This is a genomic window from Streptomyces sp. NPDC012474 (genome assembly GCF_042955185.1).
Classification (GTDB): Bacteria; Actinomycetota; Actinomycetes; order Streptomycetales; family Streptomycetaceae; genus Streptomyces; species Streptomyces cahuitamycinicus.
In genome coordinates, this window is the sequence record NZ_JBIBEP010000020.1 from 69,927 (window position 1) to 88,155 (window position 18,229).

The following is an 18,229-nucleotide window of genomic DNA, read 5'->3' on the forward strand; positions in this document are numbered from 1 at the left end:
GTCAGCAGATGGTGAAGGCGGTCGCCTGGTCGACAGCCGCTGTGCGTGATGCCGGACCAGGAACCGGTCCGACGTGTTTCAGTCTCGCGGCGGGGAGGGGTACCGCGCCCTGGTGTTCAGCGCAGTCTTTTGCTGTGGAAAACCCCACCCCCGCCGGTGCGCCAACCGCCCCCCGGCGGCGTAAAGCCAGGTTAAGGACGCACCCCCGCCCCTCTCGTCCTCCGTCGGTACGAACCCTCCCCAGGTCGTAGTACGGAGGTACCCCTAGGGGCAGTCCACCGCAGGGTGGAGGCCGCATCAGGGTCGCCTCCACCCGTGAGCTCACTCAGGCTCCACCCTCCCGCCGCGTAAGGGTCAAGTGGGAAGCTGTCCGCGGCAAGTAGGTGCAAGGGGCAGACATGAGCGACGGGGCCCGTGGCGAGGCGTGGCCGGGGCGAGGGGGAGGAACGGAGTGGGCAGCACCGGTTCCGCGGAACGTGAGGCCGCGCGTCCCGCCGTGGCCGGCCGGCGCGGAGCCGTCGTCGCGGCGCTGATGCTCTCGATGGCGCTGGCCGCGCTCGACGCGACCATCGTCTCGACCGCCGTCCCGCAGATCGTCGGGGACCTGGGCGGTTTCTCCGTCTTCTCCTGGCTGTTCTCCGGCTATCTGCTGGCCGTGACCGTCACCCTGCCCCTGTACGGCAAGCTCTCCGACACCTTCGGCCGCAAGCCGGTCCTCATAGCGGGGTCGGTGCTCTTCCTCCTCGGGTCGCTGCTGTGCGCGCTGGCGTGGAACATGGGGGCGCTCATCGCCTTCCGCATCGTGCAGGGTCTGGGCGGCGGTGCGCTGCAGGGCACGGTGCAGACACTCGCCGCCGACCTGTATCCGCTGAAGGACCGCCCGAAGATCCAGTCGAAGCTGTCGACGGTGTGGGCGGTCTCGGCGGTCGCCGGCCCCGGTCTCGGCGGGGTGCTCGCCGCCTACGCGGACTGGCGCTGGATCTTCCTGATCAACCTGCCGATCGGCGCGCTCGCGCTGTGGCTGATCGTGCGTCACCTCCACGAGCCGGAGCGGGAAACCGCCCCGCACGCGCGCGTGGACTGGGCGGGGGCGCTCACGGTGTTCGCCTGCGGCGGCGTTCTGCTCACGGCCCTGGTGCAGGGCGGGGTGGCGTGGCCGTGGCTCTCGGCGCCCTCACTGGCCCTGTTCGGTGCGGGACTCGCCCTGGTCGCGGTCGTGGTGCTGGTGGAGCGCCGGGCGGCGGAGCCGATCATCCCGGGCTGGGTGTGGCGGCGCCGTACGATCGCCGCGGTCAATCTGGCCCTGGGCGCGCTGGGCCTGCTGATGGTCGCACCGTCGGTCTTCCTGCCCACGTACGCCCAGTCGGTGCTGGGCCTCGCGCCCGTGGCCGCCGGTTTCGTCCTGTCCGTCTGGACGTTGAGCTGGCCGGTGTCGGCGGCGCTGAGCCAGCACGTGTACCGCAGGATCGGTTTCCGCAACACGGCGATGCTGGGCATCGGCACGGCCTCACTGATCCTGTTCGCGTTCCCCTTCCTGCCCTACCCCGGGCAGGCGTGGCAGCCGACGCTGCTGATGCTGCTGCTCGGCGCCGCGCTGGGCCTGTTCCAGTTGCCGCTCATCGTCGGTGTGCAGTCGACGGTGGGGTGGGCGGAGCGCGGTACGGCGACCGCGTCCGTGCTGTTCTGCCGCCAGACCGGCCAGACGATCGGCGCGGCGGTGTTCGGCGCGGTCGCCAACGGGGTGCTGGCCGCGCGGCTCGGCGGCGCGGGCGACCTCGACTCGGTGACGCGGGCACTCGACTCGGGCAGCGCGCCGGAGGCGACCCGGCGGGCGATCGCCGAAGCGGTGCACGCGGTCTACCTGGGCGCGGCGTGCGCGGCGGCCCTGGCGTTCCTGGTGCTGCTGTTCCTCGCGCCCCGGAAATTCCCGGTGCTGAAGGACTGACCGTCCGTATCCTCCCGCCCATGGTGACCTTGGAGCCCCTCCGGGCGGATCACGCGGACGCGCTGCTGGCGTTCGAGCGGGCGAACCGGGCGTACTTCGCCCGCACGGTGCCGGACCGCGGGGACGCCTTCTTCACGGCTGCTGGGTTCGCCGCACGCCTCCAGGCGCTCCTCGACGAGCAGCACGCGCGCGTGTGCCGCTTCCACGTGGTCCTCGGGGAGGACGGCGAGCTGATCGGCCGGGTGAACCTGATAGACCTGGTGGACGGCAGCGCCGAACTCGGCTATCGCATCGCCGAACAGGCCTCCGGCCGGGGCGTGGCGACGGCAGCGGTCGCGAAGGTGTGCCGACTGGCCGCCACCGACTACGGCCTGACGTCCCTCACCGCGGTCACGACCCTGGACAACCCGGCTTCCATGAAGGTCCTGGCCCGCAGTGGCTTCGTCCGGGTGGAGAACACGACGGTGGGTGGACGCCCGGGGGTCCGCTACGAACGACGGCACCTCGCCGCCGCCCCCTAGGCCGGAGGCAGGGGCGGCTTCAACTTCACGATCCTCGCGGGCAGTTCGGTCACGCACCGGACCGACCGGCGACTGGCCTTCCGGGCGACGGTCGACGATCACGCCGAAGTGCCCGCGCCGGTGGCGCTGATCCACCACCGGTGACCCACCGGGAAACCCCCGGCCATCCGCGTAAACGCGGGTAACACCCGAGGTCGGAGAGGTAAGCGCATACCGACCGATCAGTTTGCCGAAACCCTCGCGCAGAACCCCTACTCCGAAGTAGCCTGCGTGGCTCCCGCCCCCCACCTCCCTGCGGCCCGCCGCACCGGATCCCATCCTCGCAAGGAGTACCGGGATGTCCTACGACCCGTCCCCGTCCTACCCGTACCGCCCACCCGATCCGCCCCCGTCCTCCGACCCGTACACGTACGACACCTATCCCTGGGCACCGCAGGAGGCTCCCGAACCGACCGGACGGCGTCCCCACCGCCACGCCGCGCTCGGACACCACAGCGACCTGCGGCTGCTGCGCAGCGCCTACCGCCGGCAGCGGCGCGTGGCCACACTCACGGCACTCGGCTACTTCGTCCTGTTCCTGATCCTGTCGGCGTTCGCGCCCTCGTTCATGACGAGCACCGTCACCGACGGCCTGCCCACCGGCCTGCTGCTGGCACTCGTGCAAGTCCCCGTGACCTGGCTGGCGATCGCCCTGTACGAGCAGACGGCCCGCCGCCGCGTCGACCCGATCGCGGACCGGATACGCAAGCATGCTGAGCTGGACGCGAAGCGGGAGGGAGCACGGTGACCACCGTTTTCAGCGGCAACGCCCAGGCGATGTCCCTCGTCGGCTTCACCGCCGTCGCCACGATCACCCTGCTGCTGTGCGTGATGACGGGCCCGGACCGGGACGACCTGGACGAGTTCTACACCGGCTACAGCTCCCTGTCCCCCATGCGCAACGGTTTGGCGATCGCCGGTGACTACATCTCCGCCGCGACCGTCCTGGGCACCGGCGGCGTCATCGCCCTGTTCGGCTACGACGGGATCGTGCTGGCGCTGAGTACGGCCCTGTCCCTGATGCTGCTGATGTTCCTGCTGGCCGAACCGCTGCGCAACGCGGGCCGGTTCACCATGGGCGACGCACTGACCCGCCGGATGCCGGGACGCGCCGTCCGCATCGCGGCCTGTGCGGTGACCCTGGCGGCACTGGTACCGCTGATGCTCGTCCAGCTTGCGGGGACCGGGCAGCTGATGGCGTTCATCCTCGGCTTCTCCGGCGAGTCGCTGCAGACGGGGTGCATCATCGGCGTGGGCGCGCTGATGATCAGCTACGCGGCGATCGGCGGGATGAAGGGCACCGCCCTCATCCAGATCCTGAAGATCGTGATGCTGCTCGGCTCCGGCATGGTGGTCGCGATACTGATCCTGCACCGGTTCGACTGGGACCCGGGAGCCCTGTTCGACGCGGCCGCCCAGAAGAGCGGCGTCGGATCGGCGTTCCTCTCCTCGGGCCTGCAGTTCGCGGGCGGCCCCAGCCCCGACCTGGACATGATCACCGCGCAGCTGACGGTGGTCCTCGGCGGTGGCGTCCTGCCGCACGTCACCATGCGCATGTACACGGCCTCCAGCGCCCGGCAGGTGCGGCGCTCGATGTCCTGGGCGGTGTCGGGTGTGGCCCTGTTCGTGCTGGTCATCACGGTCGTCGGTTTCGGCGCGACGGCACTGGTCGGACGGGAGCTGATCGCGCAGGTCGACCCTCAGGGCAACACGGCGTATCTGCTGGGCTCGCAGGCCGCGTTCGGAGGGGACGTGTCGTCGGCGGAGACGTTCCTGTTCACGACCGTCACCACGGCGGTCTTCCTCACCCTGCTCGCCTCCGTCGCCGGCATGATTCTGGCCTGCGCCAACTCCCTCGCGCACGACGTGTTCGCGGCCCGGGTGCGGGAGATGTCGCCCCGGCGCGAGATGACCGTGGCACGGCTGTCGGCCCTGGCCGTGGGCGTCCCCGCGATCCTCCTGGCCACCCAGGTCCAGCACCGCAGCCTGCAATGGCTGGTGACGCTGTCCTTCTGCCTGGGCGCCTCGGCCATCGCGCCCGCGCTGGTCTACAGCCTGTTCTGGCGCCGCTTCACGCGAGCGGGCCTGCTCAGCACGCTCATCGGCGGGTCCCTGGCGGTCCTGGTGCTGATGCCGGGCACCAACCTGGTCTCCGGCTCACCCCTCTCCGCCTTCCCCGAAGCCGACTTCAACTGGTTCCCGTTCACCACCACGGGCCTGGTCTCGATACCCCTGGGCTTCGCCTGCGGCTGGCTGGGCACGATCGCCTCCGGCCGCCGGAAGTCGGAGGAGCAGCGCCACCAGTACGAGGCGGTCGAGGGCTGGATCCTGGCGGGCGCGGTACGCAAGGACACCTGACGCCCACACCCCCGCCGGTCGGCCCGCACACCGCAGCGCGTGCGCGCGTACGAGTGCCGCCTCCGTCATGCAGGCGATGGGAGGGGCGGCACTCGTACCGGCGGGGGACAGGTCTCGTGCGTCACCCGTGCCCGGCGACAGGCGGTACGCGGGCCGACCGCGCCGACCGCGCCGACCGCGCCGACCGCGCCGACCGGCAAGCGTGCACCCGTCGACGTGTCACTCCGCCGCCGCTCGCCCCGCCCACGCCGTCAGGCTGGTGTGGACGCGGTCGATGTGGGCGAGGGCGTCGTCTCGTCGGCCGGCGTGCAGGCGCAGGAGCCGGTCCGTCTCCGCCTCGACGGTCTCCGCGTGCTCCCGGGCCCGGGCGACCAGTTCCGCCGCGTGGGCGTGGGCCTCTTCCTCCAGGTCACGCGCGGCGTCCTCCGCGTCGGCGAAGGCCTGCTCCGCCTCGGACAGTACTGCCTCGGCGCGCGTCGCCGTCTCGCCGTGGCGCGCTTCGAGCGCCGCTTCGCGGGCGGCCTCCTCCCGCTCCGTCTCCGCCCACCGCTCGGCGCGCTCCTTGTCGTGCTCGGCCAGCATCCCGGAGGTGCGCTGCCGCATCTCCTGCAAGGCGGCCAGCGCCTCGCCCCGATGCTCCTGCGCCTCGCGCCGGGCCGCGCCCAGGGTCTCGTCGGCCTCGGCGTGCGCGGCCAGCAGCCGCTGACGGGCGCGTTCGTCGGCATCGGCGCGTACGGCCTCGGCGTGCGCCCGAGCGGAGTCACGCACGCCGGCTGCGGACGCCCGTGCCCCGTCCACGCGTTGGCCCGCCTCCTCCCGCGCCCCCTCCCGTACGGCCGCGGCCTCCTGCTCACCGAGTTCGAAGAGCCGCCGCGCCCGCTCCCCGAGCGTCTCGTAGTCCTGCGGAGGCAGCCGGGCCACGGCCTCGCGCAGTCGTGCCAGTTCCTCGTCCATCCGCCGGGCGAGCACCGTCAGACGGGCGGCTCTCTCCCAGGCCGCGTCCCGGTCCGCGGAGAGGGCCTCGGCGTACTCGTCGGCCTGCTCGGGACGGTAACCGCGCCCCCGCACGGCCGTGAAGCCGTGCGGTGACACCGTCGCGCTGCTCATCCGGACCCCTCTCCACCACACCGACGTGAAGTCGCGCTAGAAATGGGATGATTCAGCGCACATCTTGGTGGATCAGACGGAAGTGTTCATAACGCGACACTCCGCTCACATCTCAGAGGTCCCGCGGCCGAGCCTGCGGCCGTCAGCCCCAGGTGGTGCCCGCGGGCTCCTGGATGGTCGTGTTGATGCGGTTGAACATGTTGGTGACCGAGACGGTCAGGATCAGCGCGGAGAGTTCCTTCTCGTCGAAGTGGTCGGCCACCTCGTCCCACAGCGCGTCCGGCACCGACTCCCCCGAGAGGTCGGAAAGCCGCGTCATCGCCTCCGTCAGCTTCAGAGCCGCGCGCTCGGCGTCCGAGAAGAAGGGCGCGTGCCGCCACGCGGCGACGGCCGCGATGCGCTCCTCGCTCACCCCTGCCTTGCGGAGGTTGGCGACGTGCCCGTGCACGCAGGCACCGCAGCCGTTGATCTGGCTGGCGCGCAGCCCGGCCAACTCCGCCACGTCCTGCGCCAGACCACTCTCACCGATCGCCTGGAAGAGGGTGCCGATTCCCTTCATCGCGCCGGAAAGGACGTACGCCGGGTTCGTCATCCGTGCCTGCATGATCTCTGCCTCCTGTGTCGCGGTGCATCGCTGTCACCGCACTGACGGAGCGGCACAGGAAGTTGTGACAGCCCGGCGCGAAGATTTCCGGCGCTTGCATGAGAAGAGCCGGGTCCGGTCGTACGAGCGACCGGACCCGGCTCCATGCGGCACCTCAGCGGCGACGGCTCACAGCAGTCCGTCCCACATCTGCTCCAGCAGCACCGACCACCAGCTCTCCGGCGACCCCAGCGCCGCCGGATCGAGCGCGGCCAGCTGGGCCTGGAAGTCGACGGTCCAGCGGCCCGCCTGCTCCTGGTTCAGCCCGAACCGCAACCGCCACATCCGCCCGAGCAGCGCCAGGCAGCGGGCGAACTCCGGCAGCCCGGTGTTCACGAACTGCGGCGGTACGGGCGCCCCGCCCGGCCCGGCCTCCACCGGCACGGCGACGATGTTCGCCGTGCCGTACTGCACGCAGATCGCCTTGCCGAAGTCGCTGCCCATCACCAGATAGGAACCCGCGTCCGGGGCCGGCTGCACACCGCGCTCGGCCGCCAGCTCCGCCAGCGTCGGAACGGGCCGCCCCGGCTGGGCCTGCGCCCAGAAGAACGGGCCCATGTCCATCGGCAGTCCGGCCGCCACCAGCGTGTGCGCCACCACCGGCGGCACACCCTGCCGCGACACGGCGGCCTGCTCGAAGCGGAACACCCCCGGCCCGAACGCGGCCCCCAGCTCCTGCCCGATGGCCTCCGGCGGGACCGGCGGCACCGGCTGCACCGGCGGCAGCGGCGCGCGCACCGGAGCCGGACGCGCCGGACCGTCCGCGACCTGGTGCAACTCGCCCTGGTGGGCCAGCAGCTGCTGCATGCCCTGCTGCCGGCTCGCGTGGTCGGTGCCGTACGGGGCGATGCTGGTGATGCGCGCCTGGGGCCACTGCTCCCGGATCATCCGCGCGCAGTACGCGCCCGGCAGCTCGCACGACTCCAGCTCCGTGTGCAGCTCCAGCACCTGGTCCGGGGGCACGTTCATGGCCCGCAGCTCGTGGAAGATCTGCCACTCCGGGTGCGGCGTGCCCGGCGCCGAACGCCGGATCAGCTGCTGCTCGGAACCGTCCTGCGCGCGGTAGCGCAGCACGGCCTGGTAACCGGGACCGACCGTCGGCAGCCCGGCCGGCTGCTGCGGATAGCCGTACGCCGGCGGCTGCCCGGGGACGGGCTGGCCGGGCGGCGGCATCGCACCCGGGGGCATCGCGCCGGGCGGCGTGCCCGGAGGCACCGCACCCGGCATCCCGCCGTGCGGCATGGGCGGCGGCCCACCAGGCCCAGCGGGCCCACCGTGCCCACCAGGGGCTCCGGGGGCAGCGGGAGGCGCTCCGGGGGCCTGCGGCGGCGGAGGCACGCCGGGGCCGCCCGCCGGAGGCGTGGCCAGCATGGTCTCCGCATGGTGCACGGGACCCGGGCCGCCGGGAGTACCCGGGGAGCCGGGCGGCTGCGGCGCACCAGGCGGGTTCGGAGCACCGGGCGGATGGGGCGCACCGGGCGCACCCGGAGGCCCGGGCGGCTGCGGAGGCTGAGGCGCGCCCGGGCCCGGCCGGCCGGGGTCGGCAAACATCGTGGCGGCATGGTGGACACCCCCCGGAGGCGTACCACCAGGGGCGCCGGGCGGTCCGGGCGGCTGCGGCGCGCCGGGCGCATGCGGAGCACCCGTCGGCTGCTGCGGAGGCAGCGGCGCACCCGGGCCCTGCGCGGACCCGGCCCCAACCGAACCCCCGTCTCCGGCAGGATCGCCGGGCGCACCGGGGCCCTGGGAACCGGGCCCTCCCGGCCCGTCAGGACCGAGCGCCGACACAAGCTGGGTAGGCACGTAACCGCCCGCCGGAGTCCCCGGAGCTCCGGGCCCCGACGGCGGGGGCGTGCTGCCCGGCCGCGCACCCGGAGCACCCGGAGCACCCGGCGGAGGGGGCGTGGAAGGACCCGCGCTCCGGCCACGGCCCGGCGGCGGAGCCGCCTTGCTCGTCGCGGCGTCGGCGATGTCCCCCGCGTTGGGCGCGAGCGGCCGCTGCGGCACACCACCCACCGGACCGGCAGGCCCGCCACCCACCCCCTGCGGATAGCCGTACGGCTGCCCACCCGGCACAGGCGGAGGCGTACTGCCCTGCGGCACCCCACCGGGCGGCGTCCCCGGCACACCGGGCGCGGTGGCCGGACCCGAGGGGTAGCCGTACCCCGGGCCGCCCGCGGGGCCGGAGCCCGGGGCGTTCGGACCGTCCACCGCCGGCGTCACCGCGGTCGGCGGCAGCTGACTGCCGCCCGACATCAGGGCGGTCTGGGCATCGGGCGTCGTCGACGACGGCGGTGCGGCACCGTCCGCCTCGCTCAGCGGCGGCGCGAAGACCGTCGCGGGCAGCGGTACGGAACGGTCGTCACCGGCGTCGCCGTTGGTGTCCGTACCGGCCCAGGGCGTCGCCCCATCAGGCACACCCGAAGCGGCCGAACCGCCAGGACCGGTGACCGAACCGTCACCCGCCCCCTGGTCGCTCCCCCCGGCGGCCGGCCACGCCGTACCACTCCCCGGCGCGACGGGCGCCCCCTGGGCGGGAGTGACCACACCCCCGGCCGAAGCACCGGAAGCAGAACCGGAAGCCGACCCACCGGCAGAAGCCGGACCACCGGCGCCAGCCGCAGAAGTCGCAGATCCCGAACCACCGGCGGCAGCCCCAGGGGCCGAAGACCCCGAACCACCACCGGCACCCACAGGAGCCGAACCCGTCTCACCGGACCCCGCACCCCGCCGATCCGGAATCCCCAGCTTGTCCGCCGCATCCTGCAACCACTCCGGCGGAGTCAGCAGGAACGACGTCTGATTCAGATCCACCCGCGCGGCAGGCGCCGCCGGTGCCGGCTCCTCCGCCGCGTCCGGACGGCCGTACTCCTCCTCGTACCGGCGGATCACCTCGCCCACCGGCAGCCCGGGCCACAGCGTCGCCTCACCGCTGTCCCGCGCGATCACCAGCCGCTGCGCACCACCGTCCGACCGCGGCCCGTCCGCCCGGTCCTCCGCCCACACCACGAACCCGAGGTCGAACTCCCGCACCCGCACCTCACGATGCTGGTACGCCGGGAGATCCCCGTTGATCCACTCTTCCGCGCGCTCCTGCGCCTGCGCGAAGGTCACCATCGCCGACCTCACTCCCCCACGGCCGAGGACGACACCGCGCCCACCGGCACCACACGCGCGAACCCGCCGTCCACCATCAGGTTCGCCACCGTCTCCAACTCCGGCGGATCGCCCGCCAGCCGCGACAGGAAGACATCGAAGTCGTCCCCGCACGGCAGCAGCAGCCGCTCCACCCGCTCCGCCGGCGGCACCGAGGGATCCACGTCCCGCACGTCGTCAAACGCGCAGAACCACACGGACCCGACCCGATCGCCCCGCACCTTCACGGCCAGCAGCCCACCCTGGACGAAAGCCACCCCCAGGTAGTCCTTGGTCAGATGGTCACGCAGACACTTGTTGACGTACACCAGGTCATTGACCGCGGCCTCGTCACGCACCGTGAAGAACGGCTGGTCCACCAGCAGCCCCAGCTCCGCGTCCAGCGCGGCACCCACCGGCGCGCAGCCACCCGCCGCCTTCAGGAACGACCGGTAAGCACCCGGCAACCGGTAGCCGAGGTCCTCCTCGACGCCCTGCACCTGCGACTCCGTCACCGCCACACCCGACTTCGGCAACCCGAAGTGCGCCGGACGCGTCTCCTGCAACGGCCGCGTCCCCCGCTTGGAGTGGTCGACACCCGACGTCGCCACACCCCCGTGATGCCGCAGCAGCGCCTTCACCTCGACCGGCACCAGCTCCAGCCGCCGCGACCCCACCACGTGGTGCCACGTCCAGCCGTGCGGCGTCGCCACCGCCGGCACCGTGTCCCACAGCTCGTGCCCGGACGCCGACAACGCCGTGTTCGCCGACACGTAATCCGTCAGCCGCAACTCGTCGACGCCGAAACCCTCCGGCGGCTCCGCGATCTCCGCGGCCGCACGCGCGTAAGCCGAGAAGTCGGGGTAACCATGCTCGTCGACCCGTACCCCTCTCGGGTGACGGGCCGCCCGGACCGGATCCGGGAAATGCACGACCTGCCCGGCGTAGGCCGCGTTCGGCGGCGCGGCTTGCTGCCCGAGCCGACCTGTCGTCATGGCGGTTGCCCCCTGCGGCACTCTGTACGACCCGTATTGACCACCCTCGGCACACTACGACCCGTATCGACTGTCACGTCTTGTTTCCCGACTGCACTGCACCTCGGCGCAAATCACCGCACCTCACTGCACACGCCGACCCCACGGATCACCCTCCGGTTCACTGCATCGATCCCCGAACGGATCACCGCATCGCCCGCGGTGCCGACAGCCTATGCGGTACGACGACACCGGTCACCGGCACCGGCCGGCACCCCCCTCCGCTTCCGTGACCAGCCGTCACCCCACCGTGACGGCACACCCCGCTCCGGGCGTGTCGCCGCGCCCCAGCTTCCGCAGCAGCCACGGCATTTGGCAGTCTGTGACCCCCGGGGGGATGCACGGAGGGGAATACGATCATGAACGCCACGCAGACGGGACCACACACCGGCCGGCCCGCCGACCCACGAAACAACGCCCCCAGGGGCGCAACCCGCGACACCGGCCCCCTGGCCGGCGCCCCGCGGGCCACCGACCCCCGCAGCGGCGACCCCCGCATCGGCTGGAGCACCACCGAAGCGGCCCACACGCCCACCCTCCGGCACCGCCGCGACGGCATCCTCCCCACCGTCGCCGCCGCCCTCTCCGTCCGCGGCACCACCCTCACCGGCACCGCCGCCCGCGGCGACACACCCCCCGCCCTGCACCCCCTCGTCCAGGACTTCCTCGACACCCTCACCAGCGCCCAACGCGACCGATTCACCGGCCGCTGCGCCGAAACCATCCTCATCTCCCGCCACATCGCCGCCGCCGACACCGCACGCAGCAAACGCGCCGCACGCAAACCCATGACCAACGGCGAGGCACGCAAAGCCCTCAAGCAGGCCAAACTCACCACCCGGCGCATCCGCGAGGACGGCGACCCCCTCCACGGCAGCTTCGCCACCCCCTGCCGCGCCTGCACCGCGCTCAGCGCCCACTTCGGGGTCCGCATAGTCGACCCCGCGTCCAACAGCTGACGCCCCCCCACCCCAAGCACCCACAGCACGGCGCACCCTCACGCGCGCCCACGACCTCGACGAGACGAAGGGCAGATGCACACCGACCGCACCTCGACCACCCGCTTCGCCGTACCGGTCGACGCCGCGCTGCGCGCCGCCGGCTGGCAACCCGGACGCTGGAACATCAAACAAGCCGAAATCTGGGCCGACACCCTGCGCGACCACACCTCACCCGCAGGCCACCGCCACACCGTCTTCCCCGCCGCCGTCGAAGCCTGGGCCGAATTCGGCGCACTCCACATCACCCCCACCGGCCCCGGCCGCCAAGTCGCCCCCGCCCACCTCCACCTCGACCCACTGCACGGCCTCCACATGGCCCGCACCCTCGCCGACCTCGGCCGCGCCCTCGCCACCGACGTCTGCCCCCTCGGCACCGAAACCGACAGCCAGGCACTCCTCGCCATCGACACCGACGGCCGCGTCTACACCCTCGACCACACCGGCGACTGGTACCTCGGCCCCGACATCGACCAAGCCCTGGCTACCCTCATCGCCGGCACGGAACCGACACGCCTGACAACAGGCTGACAACAGCCACACCAAGCCACGCGGGCGGCTACGACGCCGGAATCACCGCCGACACCCGAAAACCCCCCGCATCCGTCGGCCCGGACACGAACACCCCGCCCAGCGCGGCAACCCGCTCCTTCATCCCCACCAGCCCGTTCCCCCCGGACGGCAACCGCGCCGACGACGCCGCCTCCTCCGGCGGCTCGTTCTCCACCTGCATCGCGATCTCCGACACCCGATGCGCCAGCCGCACATACGTCTTCGCCCCGGCCGCGTGCTTGTGGACGTTCGTCAACGCCTCCTGCACCACCCGGTACGCCGTCTGCTCCACCTCAGGCGCATACGACCGGACATCCCCCTCCACCGACAGATCAACCACCATCCCCGCGGCCGCCGACTGCCCGACCAACTCCTCGATCTCCTCCAGACACGGCCCCTCGTCATCCGCCGCCCGCGAAGCCGCCGCCGCGGCAGCCACCCCCACCGCCGCCAACGGCATCGACGCGGCACGCTCACGCCGCTCGCCCCCACTGCGCAGCACCCCGAGCATCTCCCGCAACTCGGTCAGCGCCTGCCGCCCCATGTCCCCCACGAGCGCGGCGTTCCTGACGGCCTTCTCGGGATCCTTCCGCGCCACCGCCTGAAGCGCGGCGGCATGCACGACCATCAGACTCACCCGATGCGCGACCACATCGTGCATCTCCCGCGCGATCCGCGTCCGCTCCTCGTTCCGGGCCCACTCGGCCCGCTCCTCCGCCCGCTCCGCGAGCAACTGAAGCTCCCGCTCCAGACTGTCCGCACGCTCCCGCAAACTCTCCATCAGCCGCCGCCGCGCCCCCACGTACATCCCGAGCAGCACCGGAGGCGCCGTGAAACCCAGCGACATGGTGATCGCCGCGAACGGCACGAACCAGTCCCCCAGGTCCAGGTCCCCCCGCGACACGTCCTGCTGCGTCTTCACGAACGTCACGATCAGCGTCCCCACCAGCGACATCCCCGCCAGCGAGGCGATGATCCGCCGGGGCAGCTCGGCCGCGGCCAGCGTGTACAGGCCGACGACACCCATCAGCAAGCCCATCTCGGCGGGCGTGATGGCGATCGACACCAGCACGACCGCGATCGGCCACCGCCGCCGCACGACCAGCACGGAACCGGCCAGCACCCCGAACACGACCCCCGCCGCCACCGGAATCCCGGCGTCCCGGGCGAACGCGATTCCCTCCAGCGCGCACTCCAGCGCGGACGCCACGGCCAGGCTCACATCGAACACGGCACTACGCCGCCTGGCCCACCACCAAGGCCCTCCCCGGGCCGTCACATGCTCTTCCCCCGTCGCGGTCATGCCTCCCAGCCTACGGGCGGCCACCGCCGGTTTTCCGGTGAGTTTCCCGGACTGGCCTACACCACACTCCGTGACCGTTCGGCTGCGAAACCACCCGATATCCCTCGAACTGCTGAATCGCACATCGTTCGACCTTGGAACCCTCCATTCCGCCCGGACGGTATGCGTATGACACATGCGCCAGGCAAGTACGCGGACTTCGAGGGACTGCGGGAGCGGGCGGTGGCGCTGCGCCGCGCAGGCCTCAGCCGCCGCCAGATCCGCGACCGCCTTCACGTCGACAACAACGACATCCTCAACCGCCTGCTGGAAGGCGAACCCCCGCCGGCCTGGACGAAGCGCCCGAACGCGAAGGACGACCTGAGGGAGAGGGCGAGGAAACTACGACTCCAGGGCTGGACTTACGACCAGATCCAGGTGGAGCTGGGGTGCTCGAAGAGTTCGATCTCGCTGTGGGTACGGGATCTGCCGAAGCCGGAGCGGCGCGATCCGTCGGAACAGGCGAAGCTGGCAGCCCAACGGAGGTGGGAGCACGAACTGGCGGTGCGCGACGAGAAGCGACAACAGACCAAGGAGGCCGCCAGGCAGGAGGTCGGCGAGCTCTCATCCCGAGAGCCATTCCTTCTCGGAGTCGGCTTGTATTGGGCCGAGGGCACCAAGGACAAGCCGCACGCCCGACGCGAACGGGTCACCTTCGTGAATAGCGACCCCAGAATGATCCGCGTGTTCCTCGCCTGGCTTGACCTGCTCGGAGTTGAGCGGACCCGCATCGCCTACCACGTGTTGATTCACGAGTCGGCCGACGTCGAAGCAGCCGAGAGGTATTGGGCGGAGATCGCCCAGACCGACCGCGCCTCCTTCGGCAAGACGACATTGAAGCGACACAACCCGAAAACAGTGCGTAAGAACACCGGCGACGACTATCGAGGATGCCTCGTACTCACCGTGCGACAGAGCGCGGAGCTGTACCGTCGCATCGAAGGCTGGTGGTACGGCATAGTAGGGGCTGCCACCGCACCCGATCTGCGAAATCGGACATAGCGGCAATCCCGGGTCGTCTAAGGGCAAGACGTCAGATTTTGGTTCTGATCATGGGGGTTCGAGTCCTCCCCCGGGAGCACATGCCCGGTTCGGATCCTGGCTGCTGATGCTGCGGCCAGGACCCACACCCACACCCCCCACAAAACCCCCCGGTATCCTGCGGATGTCACCCCACCCCATCCACAGCCGAAGGGCATCCCGTGAGCGCCAACCGCCCGGCAGCCGTCGTCGTTCTCGCAGCGGGTGAGGGCACCCGTATGAAGTCGGCAACACCCAAGGTCCTGCACGAGCTCTGCGGCCGCAGTCTGGTCGGGCATGTGCTCGCCGCCGCCGGTGAGCTGCAGCCCGAGCACCTGGTCGTCGTGGTCGGCCACGCCCGTGAGAAGGTCACCGCGCATCTCGGTGAGATCGCGCCCGACGTCCGTACCGCCGTACAGGCGGAGCAGAACGGCACGGGACACGCCGTGCGGATGGGCCTGGAGGAGCTGGGCGGGTCCGTCGAGGGGACCGTCGTGGTCGTGTGCGGGGATACTCCCCTGTTGACCGGCGCCACATTGCGGGCCCTCGCCGAGACGCATTCGGCGGACGGCAACGCGGTCACCGTGCTGACCGCCGAGGTGCCGGACGCGACGGGGTACGGGCGGATCGTCCGGGACGACGCGAGCGGTGCCGTGACGGCGATCGTGGAGCACAAGGACGCCACCGATGCCCAGCGGTCGATCCGTGAGATCAATTCGGGTGTGTTCGCGTTCGACGGGGCGTTGCTGGCGGACGCGCTGAAGAAGGTGCGGACGGACAACAGTCAGGGTGAGGAGTACCTGACGGATGTGCTCGGGATCCTGCGTGAGGCCGGTCACCGCGTGGGTGCCTCCGTGGCCGCCGACCACCGTGAGATCGCCGGCATCAACAACCGCGTGCAGCTCTCGGAGGCCCGCCGCATTCTCAACGACCGGCTTCTCGAGGAGGCCATGCTCGCCGGGGTGAGTGTCATCGACCCGGCGACGACGTGGATCGACGTCACCGTCACCTTCGAGCAGGACGCCGTGGTTCACCCGGGTACGCAGCTACACGGGGCGACGCACCTGGCGGAGGGCGCGGAGGTCGGGCCCAACTGCCGGCTGAGCGACACGCGTGTGGGTGCGGGTGCGCGGGTGGACAACACGGTGGCCATGGGTGCCGAGGTCGGTGCGGAGGCGAGTGTGGGGCCGTTCGCGTATCTGCGTCCGGGGACGCGGCTCGGCGCGAAGGGCAAGATCGGTACGTACGTGGAGACGAAGAACGCGTCGATCGGTGAGGGGACGAAGGTGCCTCACCTGTCGTATGTGGGTGACGCGACGATCGGGGAGCAGACCAACATCGGTGCCGCGAGCGTGTTCGTGAATTACGACGGGCAGGACAAGCACCACACGACGATCGGTTCGCACTGTCGGACGGGCTCGGACAACATGTTTGTGGCGCCTGTCACGGTGGGGGACGGTGCGTACACCGCTGCGGGGTCTGTGATCACGAAGGATGTGCCGGCCGGTTCGCTGGCCGTGGCCCGTGGTCAGCAGCGGAATATCGAGGGTTGGGTGGCTCGTAAGCGTCCGGGGAGCGCGGCCGCGAAGGCGGCGGAGGCGGCTTCCCGGGAGTCGGCCGGCGAGGGCTGACCGGAAACCGATGCCTTGAACACGGCGTACGGTGATAAGTGCACACCCGCACCCCACCAGCTGAGACGGCCTCCGGCAAGCCGGCTGCGAGGTCTCTCGCCCCCCAGCTGCGACACCTCTGAGGAGACAGTGCTGTGACCGGGATCAAGACGACCGGCGAGAAGAAGTTGATGTTCTTCTCCGGCCGCGCCCACCCCGAGCTTGCGGAGGAGGTCGCCCAACAGCTGGGTGTCGGGGTTGTCCCGACGAAGGCCTTCGACTTCGCCAACGGTGAGATCTATGTGCGTTATCAGGAGTCGGCGCGTGGTGCCGATTGTTTCCTGATCCAGAGCCATACGGCTCCGATCAACAAGTGGATCATGGAGCAGTTGATCATGATCGACGCGCTGAAGCGTGCGTCGGCCCGCTCCATCACGGTCATCGTGCCGTTCTACGGTTACGCGCGGCAGGACAAGAAGCATCGTGGGCGTGAACCGATTTCGGCGCGTCTGATCGCGGACATGATGAAGACCGCGGGTGCGGACCGGATCCTGACCGTGGATCTGCACACGGATCAGATTCAGGGGTTCTTCGACGGTCCGGTGGATCATCTGTTCGCGCTGCCGCTGCTGGCGGACTATGTGGGCCGGAAGGTGGACCGGGAGAAGCTGACGGTGGTGTCGCCGGACGCGGGCCGGGTGCGGGTCGCGGACCGCTGGTGCGACCGGCTGGGTGCGCCGCTGGCGATCGTGCACAAGCGGCGGGACAAGGACGTCGCGAATCAGGTCACCGTCCACGAGGTCGTGGGTGAGGTGAAGGGTCGCGTGTGTGTCCTGGTGGACGACATGATCGACACGGGTGGGACGATCTGTGCCGCGGCGGACGCGTTGTTCGCGCATGGTGCGGAGGATGTGATCGTGACGGCGACGCACGGTGTGCTGTCGGGTCCGGCGAGCGACCGTCTGAAGAACTCGCGGGTGAGTGAGTTCGTGTTCACGAACACGCTGCCGACGCCGGGTGAGCTGAGCGGTGACATGGACAAGATCTCGGTGCTGTCGATCGCGCCGACGATCGCGCGGGCGGTGCGTGAGGTGTTCGAGGACGGTTCGGTGACGAGCCTGTTCGACGAGCAGTAGGCGTCGAGTGGTGCTTGCGTAGATCCTTTTGGGTGCGGCCTCCCCTTCCGAGTAGACTGCTGAAGTTGCTCGGCGAGGGAGGCCGTTCCCGTTTGGGGTTGCGGTTGTCCGTTATCGACGCGCTCTTCGTAGCAGGCCGTTCGTGGCCGGGTGACCACGTCCGTTCTGATTTCGAGGAGTGATTATGTCCGAGGTGAAGATCTCCGCCGCGACGCGCACCGAGTTCGGCAAGGGTGCCGCGCGCCGTATTCGCCGTGAAAGCAAGGTTCCGGGTGTTCTGTACGGGCACGGTTCGGACCCGCTGCACCTGACCCTTCCGGGTCACGACCTGCTGATGGCGCTGCGTACGCCGAACGTTCTGATCGCGCTGGACATCGACGGCAAGTCGAACGAGCTGGCGATTCCGAAGTCGGTGCAGCGTGACCCGCTGAAGGGTTTCCTGGAGCACGTGGACCTGCAGCTGGTGAAGCGTGGCGAGCAGGTCAACGTCGACATCTACGTGCACACCGAGGGTGAGCTGGCCCCGGGTGGCAACCTGCTGGAGCACGTGCTCAACGCGCTGCCGGTCGTGGCCGAGGCCACGCACATCCCGGAGTCCGTGACCGTGTCCGTCGAGGGTCTGACGGCCGGTGACTCGATCCTGGCCAAGGACATCACGCTGCCCAAGGGCACGACGCTGGCCGTCGAGGAGGACACCGTCGTCCTTCAGGTCCTGGCCGCGCAGGCCGAGGAGGCCGCTGAGGGTGAGGAGTCCGGGGGCGACGAGGCCGCCGAGGCCTGATCCTCCGC

At 71.0% G+C, this 18,229-nt stretch carries 15 protein-coding genes and 1 tRNA gene; 11 read left to right on the plus strand and 5 right to left on the minus strand.

Features of this window, described 5'->3' with window-relative positions:
• Positions 1-451: 451 nt before the first annotated feature.
• The 4 genes from ACFY9S_RS33225 (at position 452) to ACFY9S_RS33240 (ending at position 4,863) form a co-directional block, all read left to right on the plus strand.
• Positions 452-1,945 carry an MFS transporter gene (locus ACFY9S_RS33225; RefSeq protein ID WP_391135904.1) on the plus strand — a complete coding sequence of 498 codons (1,494 nt, stop codon included), beginning with the start codon at positions 452-454 and terminating at the stop codon, positions 1,943-1,945.
• A 20-nt stretch (positions 1,946-1,965) separates the two neighbouring features.
• The gene (locus ACFY9S_RS33230; RefSeq protein WP_391135907.1) at positions 1,966-2,466 is read left to right on the plus strand and encodes a GNAT family N-acetyltransferase; all 501 of its coding nucleotides are present in this window, start codon (positions 1,966-1,968) and stop codon (positions 2,464-2,466) included.
• A 337-nt stretch (positions 2,467-2,803) separates the two neighbouring features.
• A complete protein-coding gene (locus ACFY9S_RS33235; RefSeq protein ID WP_391135910.1) occupies positions 2,804-3,253 on the plus strand; it encodes a DUF485 domain-containing protein in 450 nt (149 codons plus the stop codon).
• The gene (locus ACFY9S_RS33240) at positions 3,250-4,863 is read left to right on the plus strand and encodes a cation acetate symporter (RefSeq protein WP_391135913.1); all 1,614 of its coding nucleotides are present in this window, start codon (positions 3,250-3,252) and stop codon (positions 4,861-4,863) included. The genes ACFY9S_RS33235 and ACFY9S_RS33240 overlap by 4 nt, the downstream gene beginning before the upstream one ends.
• 219 nt (positions 4,864-5,082) lie before the next feature.
• Here the strand turns inward: ACFY9S_RS33240 and ACFY9S_RS33245 are convergent, their stop codons facing one another.
• The 4 genes from ACFY9S_RS33245 to ACFY9S_RS33260 all read right to left on the minus strand — a co-directional run bounded on the left by ACFY9S_RS33245 (position 5,083) and on the right by ACFY9S_RS33260 (position 10,743).
• Positions 5,083-5,970, minus strand: coding sequence for a cellulose-binding protein (locus ACFY9S_RS33245; RefSeq protein ID WP_391135916.1), 888 nt, complete (start codon positions 5,968-5,970; stop codon positions 5,083-5,085).
• Positions 5,971-6,112: 142 nt separating this feature from the next.
• Positions 6,113-6,574, minus strand: a complete 462-nt coding sequence (locus ACFY9S_RS33250) for a carboxymuconolactone decarboxylase family protein (protein ID WP_391135918.1) — start codon at positions 6,572-6,574, stop codon at positions 6,113-6,115.
• A gap of 168 nt (positions 6,575-6,742) precedes the next feature.
• Entirely contained in the window at positions 6,743-9,730 is a 2,988-nt protein-coding gene (locus ACFY9S_RS33255) for an SUKH-4 family immunity protein (protein WP_391135921.1), read from the minus strand.
• Between the two features lie 8 nt (positions 9,731-9,738).
• Positions 9,739-10,743 carry an HNH endonuclease gene (locus tag ACFY9S_RS33260; RefSeq protein WP_391135924.1) on the minus strand — a complete coding sequence of 335 codons (1,005 nt, stop codon included), beginning with the start codon at positions 10,741-10,743 and terminating at the stop codon, positions 9,739-9,741.
• 398 nt (positions 10,744-11,141) lie between these two features.
• Here ACFY9S_RS33260 and ACFY9S_RS33265 point away from each other — a divergent pair, with 398 nt between their 5' ends.
• Complete coding sequence (locus ACFY9S_RS33265; RefSeq protein ID WP_391135927.1) at positions 11,142-11,741, plus strand: YwqJ-related putative deaminase; 600 nt, start codon at positions 11,142-11,144, stop codon at positions 11,739-11,741.
• A 75-nt stretch (positions 11,742-11,816) separates the two neighbouring features.
• Positions 11,817-12,311 (plus strand): SUKH-3 domain-containing protein, encoded by a 495-nt coding sequence (locus tag ACFY9S_RS33270; protein WP_391135930.1) that lies wholly within the window; start codon positions 11,817-11,819, stop codon positions 12,309-12,311.
• 28 nt (positions 12,312-12,339) lie between these two features.
• On the opposite strand, the gene ACFY9S_RS33275 is transcribed toward ACFY9S_RS33270, so the two are convergent.
• Positions 12,340-13,635, minus strand: a complete 1,296-nt coding sequence (locus ACFY9S_RS33275) for a histidine kinase (protein ID WP_391135933.1) — start codon at positions 13,633-13,635, stop codon at positions 12,340-12,342.
• 168 nt (positions 13,636-13,803) lie between these two features.
• Between ACFY9S_RS33275 and ACFY9S_RS33280 the strand changes: the two genes are divergently transcribed.
• The 5 genes from ACFY9S_RS33280 to ACFY9S_RS33300 all read left to right on the plus strand — a co-directional run bounded on the left by ACFY9S_RS33280 (position 13,804) and on the right by ACFY9S_RS33300 (position 18,221).
• On the plus strand, positions 13,804-14,676 hold the full coding sequence (locus ACFY9S_RS33280; RefSeq protein WP_391135936.1) for a hypothetical protein: 873 nt from the start codon (positions 13,804-13,806) through the stop codon (positions 14,674-14,676).
• A 6-nt stretch (positions 14,677-14,682) separates the two neighbouring features.
• Positions 14,683-14,753, plus strand: a tRNA-Gln gene (locus ACFY9S_RS33285).
• A gap of 123 nt (positions 14,754-14,876) precedes the next feature.
• A complete protein-coding gene (gene glmU / locus ACFY9S_RS33290; protein WP_391135939.1) occupies positions 14,877-16,325 on the plus strand; it encodes a bifunctional UDP-N-acetylglucosamine diphosphorylase/glucosamine-1-phosphate N-acetyltransferase GlmU in 1,449 nt (482 codons plus the stop codon).
• 134 nt (positions 16,326-16,459) lie between these two features.
• Positions 16,460-17,440 carry a ribose-phosphate diphosphokinase gene (locus ACFY9S_RS33295; RefSeq protein ID WP_356658491.1) on the plus strand — a complete coding sequence of 327 codons (981 nt, stop codon included), beginning with the start codon at positions 16,460-16,462 and terminating at the stop codon, positions 17,438-17,440.
• Between the two features lie 184 nt (positions 17,441-17,624).
• Entirely contained in the window at positions 17,625-18,221 is a 597-nt protein-coding gene (locus ACFY9S_RS33300) for a 50S ribosomal protein L25/general stress protein Ctc (protein WP_391135942.1), read from the plus strand.
• The last annotated feature ends 8 nt before the right edge of the window (positions 18,222-18,229 follow it).